This is a genomic window from Pedobacter albus, from assembly GCF_036324255.1.
GTDB lineage: Bacteria > Bacteroidota > Bacteroidia > Sphingobacteriales > Sphingobacteriaceae > Pedobacter > Pedobacter albus.
In genome coordinates this window covers 550,152-563,802 of sequence record NZ_JAZDQT010000001.1, presented here as the reverse complement: position 1 = coordinate 563,802, position 13,651 = coordinate 550,152, and the positions used below count along the sequence as shown (strand labels likewise).

Genomic DNA, 13,651 nt, shown 5'->3' with positions numbered 1-13,651 from the left:
TCTCTAATACCTTGAGCTACAAAAAAATATTATTCATTTCTTTATTATTTTTAATTTATAGTTATAAATCTGTCGCACAGCGATATTATTTTGAACAATACGATATAGACAGGGGTCTTATCCAGTCGCAGGTTACGGCCATTGTGCAAGACCAAAAACGCAAGCTTTGGATAGCCACGCTGGGTGGACTAGGCTCTTTTAACGGCAGGCAGTTTACCAACTACAGCAGAACAAACGGCCTAACCAGCAACTACAATGTGGCATTGGCCATAGACAAAAGCAACAAGATCTGGATCGGCTCATCTGGTGCACTAACCAGCTACGATGGACAACGCTTTGTAAAACGCAGCGCTTCTTCTTATTGGACAAGAAAACTGGCCAGCACCAAAAATGGCGAAATCTTTACCCTCCGGAAGCGTTCGCTGTACAAGGTTGAAAAGGATCAGGAGCAATACATCAACATTACCAAAGATAGCATGGAGTATGTAAGTTCCATCTATGGCGACCCGATGGGCAGGCTATGGGCGGCAGTTTACAACAAGGGCATTTACTTTTTGGAAAACAACACCTGGAAAAGCCTACAACTCAAAAACGGGCTTCCTCCAGATCTGGAAATCTCGGATATCCTACTCGACAACCATAACCGCAACAAGCTTTGGCTGGTCTCGCCCAAAGGCATTTACGCGGCAGAAAACGGCCTGTTAAGCAAAGAACCCTGGGCAATAGACAGCAAGCCCATGTGCATTGCCCAAGACGATAACGGTGCAGTTTGGGTTGGTGCCGAAAAAGGTGCCTATGTCATCAAGAAAAGAAGAATTATCCATTTTACCGCCCAGAATGGCTTCACCGACAATACGGTAAGCAAAATATTCAAAGATATAGAAAACAACATTTGGCTGGGCACCTATGGCGCGGGCCTCTTTAAATTCAACAACAACAATTACGTTATATTTGACGAAAGCCAAGGCATACACAACAAACTCGTAATGGCTGTGAGTTATGGTCCCAGCCCCGACGCCATATGGATGGGCGCTTATGATGGGCTTTACGAATACCGTTCGGGCCAAAAAATAAGGAACATCGAAATTCCTTTTGCCAAAGACGAATCCTATCATATTAATTTTCTGCATCGCGATAGCAAAAAAAGGGTATGGATTGGTTCTGGCGAAGGAGGTTTATGGCTGGCTACCAACAAAGCCATCAAAAGAGTAGACCCCAAAAGCGCTTCACCCATATCCTACCAAGCTATTATAGAAACCGACAGCAAAGAAATATGGCTAGCCACCAGCCGTGGTGTTTTTACGTTCGACGAGAAAACCAAAACGCTCAACAAAATTTCAAAACTGCCGGGCAACAGCCTGCTCGACCTGGGCAGGGATACGGTTTTGGTAGGCACACAAGACGGCGCCTATGTTTTTGTAAACAAGCAGAATGTAAGGCATATCAAAAACAAAAGCCTGATGGGCTCTAGCATACTTTGCATGCTCAAATACAAAAACTACATCTTGTTTGGCACTTCTGATTACGGCCTGCTGATCTGGAACTGGGAAACGGGAAAAAACTGGACCATCAATACCAAAAACGGTCTGGCTTCCGACCATATTTACAGCATCATTGAAGACAGCAACGGATTAATCTGGTTGGGAACCGGCAGAGGCATTAGCCGCATGGACCCCAAAAACTTCAAGCTCATCAACACACCCGATGCCGATGGACTTTTGGTAGAATGCAACCAGAATGCCATTTTGCAAGACCACAACAACATCTGGATAGGCACCACCAAAGGCGTTATTGTGTACAAGGTAGACCCCATGCCGAGCGTTGAAGTAAAGCCTTACATCACTATCAACTCGATCAACGTTTTTCCCAGCTATAAAAGAAAAACCGAACAAAACACTTTTAAAACTGCGTTCAAGAGCCACGAACTTCAAGAAAGGCCCTCGTTTCCTTATAGCCATAACTATATCAGCATTAATTTTTCGGGCATTTACCTTACCAACCCGAGTTCGTTGCGGTATAAATATCGTTTAGTTGGCCTCGACAACAAATTTAGCCAGGCCAGCACCAACAGTGCGGTTAACTTTACCGCCATACCCGCCGGAAAATATACCTTCGAAGTAATTGCCATTACCAAAGAAGGCCTCACTTCTGTAAATACCGCCAGCTTTTCGTTCGAGATCCTTCCGCCCTACTACCAAACCAATACGTTCAGATTTTTCGTATTCCTTTTAGTAATATTGCTCATTTTGATGACCGTATATGCCATTTTAACCATTAATGAGCGCAGAAGGAAGCTTCATTTAAAAATAAAGCTCGAAGAACAATATAAAATCAGGAAGCAGACGGCCGAAGATTTCCACGACGACCTGGGCAACAAGCTAACGCGCATTACCGTACTTTCTGAAGTACTGAGCAGCATGCTTCGCGAAGACGACGCCGAAAAAAAGAACATCATCAAGAAAATAGCCACTAATGTTAACGAGCTGTATAACGGCACAAAAGATATCCTTTGGTCGTTGAACCCCAAAAACGACACCCTAAATCAGTTGGTAGACCATATCAAGGAATTTGGAATGGAAATGTTTAACGATACCCCGGCACAGTTTAAGCACCATATCGATATTCCCGACAACCACATCGGACTTACGTTAGACCTGAACAGAAACGTGCTGCTTATTTTTAAGGAATCGATCCACAATGCCCTCAAGCATTCTAAAGCCACCGAAGTCTATTTCAAGGCCAAGCTCAACAACAAGCTATTACTGCTTAGCCTGGAAGACAACGGTACCGGTTTTGACATTAACCAAGCCAAAAGCGGACATGGCATGAACAACATGTACCTGCGCGCCGAAAGGATTGGTGCCGACCTTAATATAATTTCGAAAGCCGACGGAACGGCCATTTGTCTGCTTATCAATTTCTCCACCTTAAAACGAAAACAAAATGTATAACAAGGCAGTAACAAGGATTGCAATTATAGAAGACGACGAAACCATTAGGGAAGGCTACGCCTATTTAATAGACCATACCTCGCCCTACCAGGTAGTTAACACCTATGCTTCTTTTGAAACGGCCAAACACCAGTTGGCAAAAGACAATCCGGACGTGATTTTGCTGGATATACAACTGCCCGGCGTTAGCGGAATCGATGCGCTACCATTGATCAAAAAAATGCTGCCCCAGGTTTATGTGATTATTTTAACCGTATTTGAGGTTGAAAAAACTATTCTGGATGCATTGGCCAACGGTGCATCCGGCTATTTCACCAAAAACACGCCCTCGGCAAAGATTATCGATGCCATTAAAGAAGTGATTATGGGTGGGGGACCAATGAGCCCCAACGTAGCCCGAACGGTAATCAGGTCGCTGCAAAAGAACTTCGATTCGCCACTGACCAAAAGAGAAGCCCAGATTTTGGACCTGATTTCGAAAGGCAAAGACCGAAGCCAAATTGCCAGCGAGCTTTTTATAGAAGTAGAAACGGTAAAAACGCACGTCAAGAATATTTACATCAAACTGAACGTCAACTCAAAGGCCGATGCCATTAAAATTGCCAAGGCCAACCGTTTAATTTAGCTTTTATCTTCTTTCATACTTTCTTGGCACGGCTTTCGTTCTATATCATCGAATGAAAACCGTATTGAATTTTACCATCGTCATCCTAATCGTTTGCCTAAGCAGTTTTAAGGCTGGTCGCGAAGTTTATCCTGAGCAACTCGACTGGGATACCCATTTTAGGGGCGAACCCGACTCCCACTCGGCTTATGCCGCCTTAACCGTAACCACTTGGCATTATAGCTATACCTCGAAAATAAGGGACGGCCACTTGTCTATCGATTTTAAGTTTGCCGCCGGTGTAGATCCTACGCGTTCGTGGGTGAAAAGAGATCGCATCAGCAACAGAAAAACCAGCCGCCAGCTTTTAAACCATGAACAGGGGCATGTTTACATCAATTTTTTGCTGCTTAAAGTGGGCGAAATCCAAATTCCGAGCCAAAAATATACCACAAGCAACTACAAAAGGCTCATTGTACAAACGGCAAATCGCATCAGCGATTATTACAGCGCCATGCAAGACCGCTACGACGACGAAACCAAACACGGATCGGATTTGGAAGCCCAAGCCCGTTGGGATGATTTTTTACGATCGGAACTGAACAAATATTCATAAAAAAATCCCTACCGCTCGGCGATAGGGATTTAATTTGGACGATCTCAGCTCTTAATTTTCCGGCTTGACTTCGGTTGCCGAAAAGCTGTTGCCGCTTAAACGGTATTTAAGGGTTTTGATTACCGTAGTGGTTTTGCCACTATCGGTACTTACCACAGGTACCGAACGGAACAAATCGCCGTTTTTAACAAAGAACTTGTCATTGCCTTTATAGTCTTTTTTCAGGTTGCTGCTCAAACCTGGAAAACTGATCTTGTCAAAGCTATTGCCTGCAAATTCGTATACGTTCAGGTCACTTACATTGTTCCTTACCACGTATTGGATGTATAACTCCGGATTTCCGTCATTATCCAAATCCATATTCCAGGCATCGGTAATAATGCCTTTCCGCTCTCCGGCTATCGACCGGTAATTGTTTTTGATCGAATCAGACATGAGCAACAGATAACCACCGATCGTGTCTACGCCTTTGCCCCAGCTTACTACCTCAAAATGATAGCCCGGTTTGATTTCTATGTCTTTATAAAACGGGAAAGGATTAACTTGTTTGGCATTGGCAACCACTTTAGTTGCAGGCGCAGGCTTTTGCTCGTTGCGACACGAAGCGAACAGCAATGCACCCGTTAGTGCAAAAAGGCAAAATTTAATAGCGTTGTTTAGTTTCATTTGTTGTGATGATTTTAAACCCCAAATTATAGGTTTTATCCTTTTTTTGCAAGCATTTTATACTTATTTGGCCTTTACATCCGGCGAACCGTTGTTCAAAGTGGTTTCCTTAACTACGCTCCTTTTGCCACTTGGCGCAACCACTATGGTCTTTAACGTTTTCTTTTGCCCTTGTGGTACAATTACTTTGATAGGCGAAGTGTATTCAGTGGCATTTTCAGACGGACGGTAGCCATCCAAAGTGTAATAGATTTTAGCACCTGGGATCGGGATTTTCAATTCTACAGTAATGTTCTCTCCGTTAATTACCTTTTGGTCCTGTCCTATCGGCGTTGGCACCCAATAATTGGTAGCTGTTTTGTCTAAACGCGCCAAATGCAATGGCACCCTTTCTTCGGTAAAGTTCTTGATATCTTTTCTGGCTACCTGGCTCCATGCAATTTCAGACAAAGAGAAAAGCTTAGGCAAAATCATGTACTCTACCTTGGCCGGAGTTTCCATGTATTCGGTCCATACGTTGCCTTGCACACCAATGATATATTTTTGCTGATCGGCCGACAATTCTTTTGGAACAGGATCGTAGGCGTAGGTTTTGGTGTAAGGTGCAAAACCGCCAATGGTTAACGGTTCATCAGGTGAATCGGATTGTTTATGGTCGAAGTACATGCCGGCCGAACCAGGGGTCATGATCACATCGTGGTTTTGTTTGGCCGCTTCAATACCGCCAGCCTCGCCTCTCCAGCTCATTACCGTAGCATTTGGTGCCAAACCGCCTTCTAAAATCTCATCCCAACCAATAATCGAACGGCCTTTGCTGTTGATGTATTTTTCAATACGTTGGATAAAATAGCTTTGCAGGCCATGTTCGTCTTTCAGGTTGTTGTCTTTGATAAACTGTTGGCAAAACGGCGATTGTTTCCAATACTCTTTCGGACTTTCGTCGCCACCAATGTGGATGTATTTTGAAGGAAACAAGGCCATCACCTCATCCAATACATCTTGCAAAAAGTTGAAGGTATTTTCTGTCGGTACAAAAACATCGTCAAAAACGCCCCAGGTTTGCTGTACCTGTTTGCCTTTTCTGCTGCCCGACCAAGGTGTTTTATCACCAATAAAAGTATCCCTGTCGGGAAAGCAACTCAATTCTGGATAAGCAGCAATAGCGGCCGAGGCATGGCCCGGCATTTCGATTTCGGGTATCACATTGATGTATTTCGAAGTTGCATAAGCTACAATGCTTTTTACCTCATCTTGAGTATAATAACCTTTGTAAACCTCATTATCGGTGCCGCCGGTACCCGGATAGTTGCCCACAATGGTTCCGTTTCTGCTGCTGCCTACACTAATCAGTTTCGGATATTTTTTGATTTCTATCCTCCAGCCTTGGTCTTCGGTCAAATGCCAGTGGAAAGTATTGAGCTTGTATTGAGCCATCAGGTCGATGTATTTCTTCACGAAAGCAACCGGAAAGAAATGACGGCCTACATCTAGATGAAGTCCCCTGTATTTGAAACGTGGGTAATCGTTGATTTCTACAGCCGGAACAATAATTTTGTCCTGTGCCTTTTCCGGCATCAGCTGCATCAGCGATTGCACGCCATAAAAAAGGCCTGCACCTTTACCGGTTACCTTAATTTCGTTAGGCGTAATTTTAATGGTATAGCCTTCGGCAGGCAATTTATCGGCTCCTACCGAAGTCAGCACAATGGCTTTTTGGCCCTTGTCTATAGTTTTAGCTTCGCGCAAAGCGAAACCGCCTTTGGTAACGATAAAAGCATTCAACAAATCGGCCGATTTGGCATTTTCGGCTTCATTGTTTATCAAAACTACCGTTTTGCTTAAATGAAAGCTGCCATTCGATTTTTGGACGGATACAGGCGCGGGGATGATTCCCAAATTTGCGTCTGTTTGCGCTCGGCTTTGAAAGGCCATCAAGGCAAGTAAAAAGACAGGTATTAGTTTTTTCATGGTTGTATGTGGTTAAGTCCACAAGATATAAAATTTAAGCCAATGCTAAAAGCATTTACCATGGCCCTAAAGCAAAAAAGCGCTGCCGGTTTGGCAACGCTTTCTTATAGCTTATCAAAATTTGGGCGCACTAGGCCGTTACTTTGGCCACATCGCCTTTGGCCGCCAAATAGCGTTCGGCATCTAAGGCCGCCATACAGCCAGAACCCGCAGCGGTTACCGCCTGACGGTAATAATGGTCTTGTACGTCGCCACAGGCAAACACGCCCTCGATATTGGTTTTAGAAGTACCCGGAATGGTTTTTAAATAACCTGTTTCGTCCATATCCAACCAGCCTTTAAAAATATCGGTATTAGGTTTGTGTCCGATGGCCACAAAGAAGCCTTCGATATCCAAAGTTCTCGATTCTTTGGTTTGGTGGTTAAATACATGCACGCCGGTTACGTTTTTGCCGTTGCCAATAATCTCGGTAGTTTCGGTATTGTAAATTACCTCGATGTTTGGCGTATTGAGCACACGGTGAACCATGGCTTTCGAAGCCCTAAATTCGTCCCTGCGTACCAACATGTATACTTTTTTACAAAGTTTGGCCAAATAGGTAGCTTCTTCGGCAGCTGTATCGCCAGCACCTACAATGGCTACATCCTGGCCTTTAAAGAAAAAGCCATCGCATACGGCACAAGCCGAAACGCCAAAGCCGTTGTATTGCTGCTCGCTAGGCAAGCCCAGCCATTTGGCTTTGGCTCCGGTAGCGATAATTACCGTATCGGCGGTAATGGTTTTTATTTCATCCACCACCACTTTGTGTGGCATGGCCGAAAAATCAACAGAACTTACGTAGCCAAAACGGATCTGTGTACCAAAACGTTCGGCTTGTTTCCTAAAATCTTCCATCATTTCTGGGCCCATAATTCCATCAGGATAACCTGGAAAGTTATCTACATCGGTAGTTTGGGTCAGCTGGCCTCCCATTTCCATTCCGGTATACATTACCGGGTTCAGGTCTGCACGGGCAGCATAAATGGCGGCAGTATAGCCCGCAGGGCCAGAGCCGATAATCAGACATTTTACGTGTTCTATTTCTTGTTCTTGAGACATTATAATTAAAATTTATACAAAAATACGGTTTAAGTTTTGATGGGACAACCCTGCGCTAAAATGTGAATTTAAGATGGAAAATCAATAAATTTTAACGATAAAGCTATAGGTATTAACAATAGGTACACGGCCAGGCACTTGAAAAGCATTTAACGTCCATTAGCTTTGAGCAAACGCACGAAATTGCCACCCAATATTTTTTCGATAGCTGCTGTTGAATAGCCTCTTTTGAGCAGGGCAGCCGTCACCTTCGGATAATCGGCTACGCTATCCATGCCTAACGGAAACGATTCGGCACCATCAAAGTCGGCACCCAGGCCCACGTGGTCTACCCCAATCAGTTTTACGATATAGTCGATATGATCAACCAGTAATTCGATGGAAGGCCTCGTGGCATCGGCATCTTGCCTATGCAGGGCAATAAGTGTATCGATGGCATTGCTGCGTCCATATTTGTTGCTCAGAGTTTTGAGTTCGTCGCTGTATTTGGCCAAGAAGCGTTTTTGTTTGGCATCGAAAGTCGAATCGAGAAAACCGCTGTAAAAGTTGAGCGAAATTACACCACCGTTTTTGCCAACGGCCTTGATTTGCTCGTCTTTAAGGTTTCTGGCTACGGGATTTAAAGCATAAACGCAACTGTGCGATACCAATACAGGCTTGCTGGAGGTTTGAATGGCATCGAAGAAAGTTTTCTCGCCTATGTGCGAAAGATCTACCAACACCCCTAATTCGTTAAGTCGGCGTACCACTTTCTTACCCAGTTCGTTAAGTCCTGCAGCAGCTGGCTTTACCTTTCCGCTGGTTTCGTCTGCGGCCGAACTGGCCCACGATGTACTGTTGTTCCAAGTGAGGGTCAGGTAAATCATGCCTCGCTTGGCCAAGGCATCTAGTTTGGCTAGGTCGTTTTCTATCATGTGGCCACCTTCTACCCCAATCATGGCGGCCAGTTTCTTATCTTTAACTGCCTGCAGCAATTCTTTGGCATTTTTAACCAAAGCGATTTGCTGGGGATAGCGCTTAATGAGGCTATAAAGCGAATCTATTTCGCGATTGGCTACCGCAAAGCCACCGGTTTCATCGCACCAGATGGAAAATACCTGCACATCCAATCCGCCTTTTTTGGCACGTACCAAGTCAAAATTACCAGTTGGTTGCAACTGGCCAATATCAATACCTGATTTAATCTGGTTAAACAGAATATCGCCATGGGTATCAACCACGATGGCCTGTTCGTGAATGGTGGAAGCCGTTTGGGCAAAGCAAACCGAAACAGGTAATAAAAACAACCAACAAATGAGCTTTTTCATCGCTTAACTCTTGGTTTGCTGCCTGTCTTTTTCAGCCTTTACAGATTTGGTCGATTTGAGGACGTCTTGTTCGTATAGTTCTACCTTTGTTCCCTTTTCCGTAATCCATTCGCCCTCTTTTTTGCCGTTTACAAAATGACCAATTACCACTATCCTGCCGTACCTATCCAGTGTTTTAAACTCACCATCCAACTTGCCGTTTTTATAATTCTGAATATTCAAGATATTCCCGTCAGGATAGAACAAAGTCCACGTACCCTGCTCCAAGCCATCCACAAAAGAGCCTTCCTGATATTTAAAACGGGTTTTATTCTTCAGTTTAAAGTTTTCTTTGCCCAGCATGTTAAAATAGGCCAGGTCCATATAAAAAACAAACTGCCCATGCGGAATGGTCAGGTTTTCGTCTTTGTAAGAGCCCGTTTGCATCAGGTTATCGTAAAGGTCGTACCTTTTGAGCACCCATACGTCTTCCGTGCTCAACTTGCCATAAATACCATAAGAAGTGGCTCTTGAAGCGTCATTCACTACGCCATCGCCCATAAAATAAATAGGTTTCTGGGCTTTCGTGGCAAGTCCAAACATGCCCAAAACAAAAAGGATCAGATATTTCTTCATTAAAAATTATTTTTTAGTTCTTAGTCCCTACTTACTTTTTAAGGCTTGATGGCTATCAATTCGCCCGATTTATAGGTTTCTTTTTTTCCTTCCAAATATTTCCATTCGCCATCCCGCAAATCCAAGTCATGTTGGCCAGCCACCAGCAACTTGCCACGTTGGTTAAACAACTTGTATTCGCCATGTTTTAATCCAGCGAGGTATACCGTGATGCTCAAAATCTTTCCATCTGGAAAAAACTCGACCCACCTGCCACTTCTCTTTCCGGCTACATACTGGCCTTGTTCGGCCAGAAAACGATCGGTTTGCTTGAAATAGAAATGGGTATTATGATCGTAGTTGAAATCATCTACAGAACCATAGTAAGAGAATTTGCCTACGGGTACCATCAGCAACGAATCGGCAAAAGTGCCCACCTGCACCAGGTTATTGCGAAGATCGTACAATTTAAATGTCCATAAAGTATCGGTGCTGATCTTTCCAAAAACACCGTAATGCGTCGCTTTGCTCTTATCGGTGGTTATCGAATCGGCAATAAAATAGATTGGCCTTACCTGCGCCCTAACACCAAAGCAGGCCAGTAGTAAAAACAAGACTAAGACATTTTTCATTTGCAAAAGCAATATACAAAACGATCATGATTTTTCAAAAATCCGCAGTGGCATGACCTAGAAATCGTGATTCCCCACTACCACAAGCAGGATTTTCTTGACCAATGAAATCAGGTTTGTATAACCCCTACGTTAAAAGGTTTTGTAATGGGCGATTGGTTGGCCGCTTCGATACCCATCGAAATGACCTTGCGGGTTTCTAAAGGATCGATAACCCCATCAACCCAAAGCCTGGCCGCCGCATAATAAGGCGTAGTTTGGCTGTTGTAGCGGTCGGTAATCTGCTTAAGCAATTCGTTCTCTTTTGCTGGATCGGCCACTTCTTCCTTGGCTTTTGATGATGCCTGTTGGATCTGCAACAAAACCTTGGCCGCTTGTGCACCGCCCATAACGGCAATTTTGGCACTTGGCCAAGCATAAATAAGCCTAGGATCGTAGGCCTTGCCACACATGGCGTAATTGCCCGCCCCGTACGAATTGCCCACAACAATGGTAAATTTAGGCACAACCGAATTGGCTACGGCATTTACCATTTTAGCGCCATCTTTAATAATGCCCCCTTGCTCAGACCTGCTACCTACCATAAAACCGGTTACATCCTGCAAAAACACCAATGGTATTTTCTTTTGGTTACAGTTCATGATAAAACGGGTAGCCTTATCGGCACTGTCGGAGTAGATAACGCCACCAAACTGCATTTCGCCCTTTTTAGACTTCACCACGTTGCGCTGATTGGCTACAATGCCTACGGCCCAGCCATCGATACGGCCCAAGCCACAAACAATGCTCTGGCCATATAATGCCTTGTATTCTTCAAATTCGGAATTATCGACCAAACGATGGATGATATCCCTCATTTCGTAGGGTTTTTCCCTGTTATCGGGCAAAATGCCATAAATTTCCTGCTCATTAAGCTTTGGACTGGCCGGTTTTATCCTGTCGAAGCCAGCTTGTTGTGGCGCCCCCAGCATGCTCATGATGTTGCGGATGCTGTCTAAACAAGCCTGATCGTTCGGGTGCTTGTAATCGGTAACCCCCGAAATTTCGCAATGGGTAGTAGCGCCACCCAACGTTTCGTTGTCTACAGTTTCGCCAATGGCCGATTTAACCAGGTAAGAGCCCGCCAAGAAAACAGAACCCGTACCATCAACAATCATGGCTTCGTCGCTCATAATGGGCAGATAGGCCCCTCCTGCTACGCAAGACCCCATAATAGCCGCAATCTGCACAATACCTTCTGACGACATGATGGCATTGTTCCTGAAAATACGGCCAAAATGCTCTTTATCGGGAAAAATTTCGTCCTGCATAGGCAGGTAAACACCGGCGCTGTCAACCAAATAAATAATTGGCAAGCGGTTTTCCATGGCAATTTCCTGCGCCCTGAGGTTCTTTTTAGCTGTCATCGGAAACCAGGCACCGGCTTTCACGGTGGCATCGTTGGCCACGATCATGCATTGCCTACCCGATACATAGCCAATTCCGGCTACTACGCCGGCACTTGGGCAACCGCCTTCTGCCGCATACATGCCATCGGCCGCAAACGCAGCCAGTTCCAAAAATTCGCGATCGTCGTCTATCAGGTATTTGATGCGCTCCCTGGCCAGCATTTTGCCCTTCTCTTTTTGCTTTTGGGCATTCTTCTCTCCACCGCCACTATATATTGTTTTAAGCCTGGTTTTTAATTCGTACACCAATTGCTTATTTGCATCTTCGTTTTTGTTGAATTCGATGTTCATCTATATTGCTTATTGATTTGGTTAGATGAGGCCTCGACACGATTAAATTTTAACCGCGCCAGGTTCAGGCGAGCAAGTTAGCCGCTATATTCTTAAAACTAAAACCCTGTTTGGTATTTAGTTTAGGAACAGTGATATGCTAATTTGGTTTTTTGAACGTTCTACTAAAGATGCGCTACCTGATTTTAATTTTTTGCACCTGCTGCTTTCAATTGGCTACGGCACAAACTTTCAGCTATCCCAAACTGGCCACACAGGGCAAAACCATTGGCACTTTTGTTCCCAATAACTGGAAAGCCATTGATACGGCCTACGGCGACCTGAACAACGATGGACTTGAAGATATGGCATTGGTGCTGGAATACAACTTTCCGGTTACCGAAAGAAGAGCCTATGGCGATAGCGAAACGGAACTGATCAAGGAGTTTCAAAAACCGCGCATCCTGGCCATCTTTTTTAAGCAGAAACCATCAAATGGCTATCAACTGGTTTTACAGAACAACAATTTTATTCTCCGATCTGAAGAAGGCGGTGCTTTGGGCGAACCTTTTAAAGAACTAAGCATTAAAAACAATACCCTGAACCTGCTGTTTGAAGGTGGCAACGACTGGCGCTGGAAATTGGCTTACGAATTTAAATACCAGCACAAGCAATGGGCACTGATTAAGGCCAACAATACCTATTACAACATTACTTCTGGCGAAATTAGCGACAAGACCTACGATTTTATAGACCGTAGGCTCAAGCAGGTAGACGGCAATTTGTTTTCGCGCAATGCCGCCAACATTATCAGCGAGGAGATCCTATATTTTACCGACCTGCGTACGCTCAACGATTTTAAAAAACCCTGGACCTGGGAAATTACCAAGGATAACTTTTTGTAGGCTTTAGGCCAGGTTCCGATCCCTGAACCAAACATCGTCTGGCTTGGCGTTAAAATTTTTCATCTTCTCGACCAATACCGAAGCTTCTGTTTCGTTAAAAACCAAATCCCTGTTTACCTGCTTCAAGAAGCGGTTTTGTACCATGACGTCCATTTGCAAGAACAACGGATCGTAAAACCCGTTTACGTTCAATACCCCTATGGGTTTGGCGTGCAAGCCCAGCTGCAACCAGGTCAATACTTCAAAAAATTCTTCTAAAGTGCCAAAGCCACCCGGCAGAATGATGAAACCATCGCATAAATCGGCCATTTTTTGCTTGCGCTGGTGCATGTTTTCGGTAACGATCAGTTGGGTTAATCCTTTGTGACCAACCTCCTTGTCCATTAAAAACTGCGGAATAACGCCTACCACTTGGCCTTGTTTCTCGAGTACTTGATTGGCCAACACGCCCATTACGCCTACGCTTCCGCCACCATATACCAAGGTAATCTGTTGATTGGCCAGGGTAAAAGCCAAATCTTCTATTGCTTTTTGTAGGATAGGGTCGCCATTAAAATTAGAGCCACAATACACGCAGATGGATTTCATATT

The 13,651-nt window shown here is 44.4% G+C and carries 12 protein-coding genes; 4 read left to right on the top strand and 8 right to left on the bottom strand.

Features of this window, described 5'->3' with window-relative positions:
- Window positions 1–11 precede the first annotated feature (11 nt).
- Genes VRU48_RS02355 through VRU48_RS02345 form a run of 3 tightly spaced genes read left to right on the top strand, consistent with a single transcriptional unit; the run spans window position 12 to window position 4,171 of the window.
- Window positions 12–2,951 (top strand): sensor histidine kinase, encoded by a 2,940-nt coding sequence (locus tag VRU48_RS02355; RefSeq protein ID WP_330106322.1) that lies wholly within the window; start codon window positions 12–14, stop codon window positions 2,949–2,951.
- Window positions 2,944–3,576 (top strand): response regulator transcription factor, encoded by a 633-nt coding sequence (locus tag VRU48_RS02350; RefSeq protein ID WP_330106321.1) that lies wholly within the window; start codon window positions 2,944–2,946, stop codon window positions 3,574–3,576. The genes VRU48_RS02355 and VRU48_RS02350 overlap by 8 nt, the downstream gene beginning before the upstream one ends.
- 52 nt (window positions 3,577–3,628) lie before the next feature.
- Complete coding sequence (locus tag VRU48_RS02345) at window positions 3,629–4,171, top strand: DUF922 domain-containing protein (RefSeq protein WP_330106320.1); 543 nt, start codon at window positions 3,629–3,631, stop codon at window positions 4,169–4,171.
- 51 nt (window positions 4,172–4,222) lie between these two features.
- On the opposite strand, the gene VRU48_RS02340 is transcribed toward VRU48_RS02345, so the two are convergent.
- The 7 genes from VRU48_RS02340 to VRU48_RS02310 all read right to left on the bottom strand — a co-directional run bounded on the left by VRU48_RS02340 (window position 4,223) and on the right by VRU48_RS02310 (window position 12,176).
- Window positions 4,223–4,837: a hypothetical protein gene (locus VRU48_RS02340; protein ID WP_330106319.1), complete on the bottom strand. Its 615-nt coding sequence runs from the start codon at window positions 4,835–4,837 to the stop codon at window positions 4,223–4,225.
- 63 nt (window positions 4,838–4,900) lie between these two features.
- Complete coding sequence (locus VRU48_RS02335) at window positions 4,901–6,769, bottom strand: beta-N-acetylhexosaminidase (RefSeq protein ID WP_330107748.1); 1,869 nt, start codon at window positions 6,767–6,769, stop codon at window positions 4,901–4,903.
- A 166-nt stretch (window positions 6,770–6,935) separates the two neighbouring features.
- Window positions 6,936–7,904: a thioredoxin-disulfide reductase gene (gene trxB, locus VRU48_RS02330; RefSeq protein WP_199138652.1), complete on the bottom strand. Its 969-nt coding sequence runs from the start codon at window positions 7,902–7,904 to the stop codon at window positions 6,936–6,938.
- A gap of 149 nt (window positions 7,905–8,053) precedes the next feature.
- Window positions 8,054–9,211 carry a dipeptidase gene (locus VRU48_RS02325; RefSeq protein ID WP_330106318.1) on the bottom strand — a complete coding sequence of 386 codons (1,158 nt, stop codon included), beginning with the start codon at window positions 9,209–9,211 and terminating at the stop codon, window positions 8,054–8,056.
- 3 nt (window positions 9,212–9,214) lie between these two features.
- Complete coding sequence (locus tag VRU48_RS02320) at window positions 9,215–9,826, bottom strand: toxin-antitoxin system YwqK family antitoxin (protein WP_330106317.1); 612 nt, start codon at window positions 9,824–9,826, stop codon at window positions 9,215–9,217.
- A gap of 38 nt (window positions 9,827–9,864) precedes the next feature.
- Window positions 9,865–10,437, bottom strand: a complete 573-nt coding sequence (locus VRU48_RS02315; protein ID WP_330106316.1) for a toxin-antitoxin system YwqK family antitoxin — start codon at window positions 10,435–10,437, stop codon at window positions 9,865–9,867.
- A 110-nt stretch (window positions 10,438–10,547) separates the two neighbouring features.
- Window positions 10,548–12,176, bottom strand: a complete 1,629-nt coding sequence (locus tag VRU48_RS02310; RefSeq protein ID WP_330106315.1) for an acyl-CoA carboxylase subunit beta — start codon at window positions 12,174–12,176, stop codon at window positions 10,548–10,550.
- Window positions 12,177–12,328: 152 nt separating this feature from the next.
- Between VRU48_RS02310 and VRU48_RS02305 the strand changes: the two genes are divergently transcribed.
- Window positions 12,329–13,060: a hypothetical protein gene (locus tag VRU48_RS02305; protein ID WP_330106314.1), complete on the top strand. Its 732-nt coding sequence runs from the start codon at window positions 12,329–12,331 to the stop codon at window positions 13,058–13,060.
- A 3-nt stretch (window positions 13,061–13,063) separates the two neighbouring features.
- Here VRU48_RS02305 and VRU48_RS02300 read toward each other — a convergent pair whose 3' ends face one another.
- Window positions 13,064–13,648 (bottom strand): LOG family protein, encoded by a 585-nt coding sequence (locus VRU48_RS02300; RefSeq protein WP_330106313.1) that lies wholly within the window; start codon window positions 13,646–13,648, stop codon window positions 13,064–13,066.
- Window positions 13,649–13,651 lie beyond the last annotated feature (3 nt).

Bases quoted from the DNA above. Each gene is read 5' to 3' on its own strand.
- VRU48_RS02350 (WP_330106321.1), top strand. From the start codon at position 2,944: ATGTATAACAAGGCAGTAACAAGGATTGCAATTATAGAAGACGACGAA.
- VRU48_RS02345 (WP_330106320.1), top strand. From the start codon at position 3,629: ATGAAAACCGTATTGAATTTTACCATCGTCATCCTAATCGTTTGCCTA.
- VRU48_RS02340 (WP_330106319.1), bottom strand. From the start codon at position 4,837: ATGAAACTAAACAACGCTATTAAATTTTGCCTTTTTGCACTAACGGGT.
- VRU48_RS02335 (WP_330107748.1), bottom strand. From the start codon at position 6,769: ATGGCCTTTCAAAGCCGAGCGCAAACAGACGCAAATTTGGGAATCATC.
- trxB (WP_199138652.1), bottom strand. From the start codon at position 7,904: ATGTCTCAAGAACAAGAAATAGAACACGTAAAATGTCTGATTATCGGC.
- VRU48_RS02325 (WP_330106318.1), bottom strand. From the start codon at position 9,211: ATGAAAAAGCTCATTTGTTGGTTGTTTTTATTACCTGTTTCGGTTTGC.
- VRU48_RS02320 (WP_330106317.1), bottom strand. From the start codon at position 9,826: ATGAAGAAATATCTGATCCTTTTTGTTTTGGGCATGTTTGGACTTGCC.
- VRU48_RS02315 (WP_330106316.1), bottom strand. From the start codon at position 10,437: ATGAAAAATGTCTTAGTCTTGTTTTTACTACTGGCCTGCTTTGGTGTT.
- VRU48_RS02310 (WP_330106315.1), bottom strand. From the start codon at position 12,176: ATGAACATCGAATTCAACAAAAACGAAGATGCAAATAAGCAATTGGTG.
- VRU48_RS02300 (WP_330106313.1), bottom strand. From the start codon at position 13,648: ATGAAATCCATCTGCGTGTATTGTGGCTCTAATTTTAATGGCGACCCT.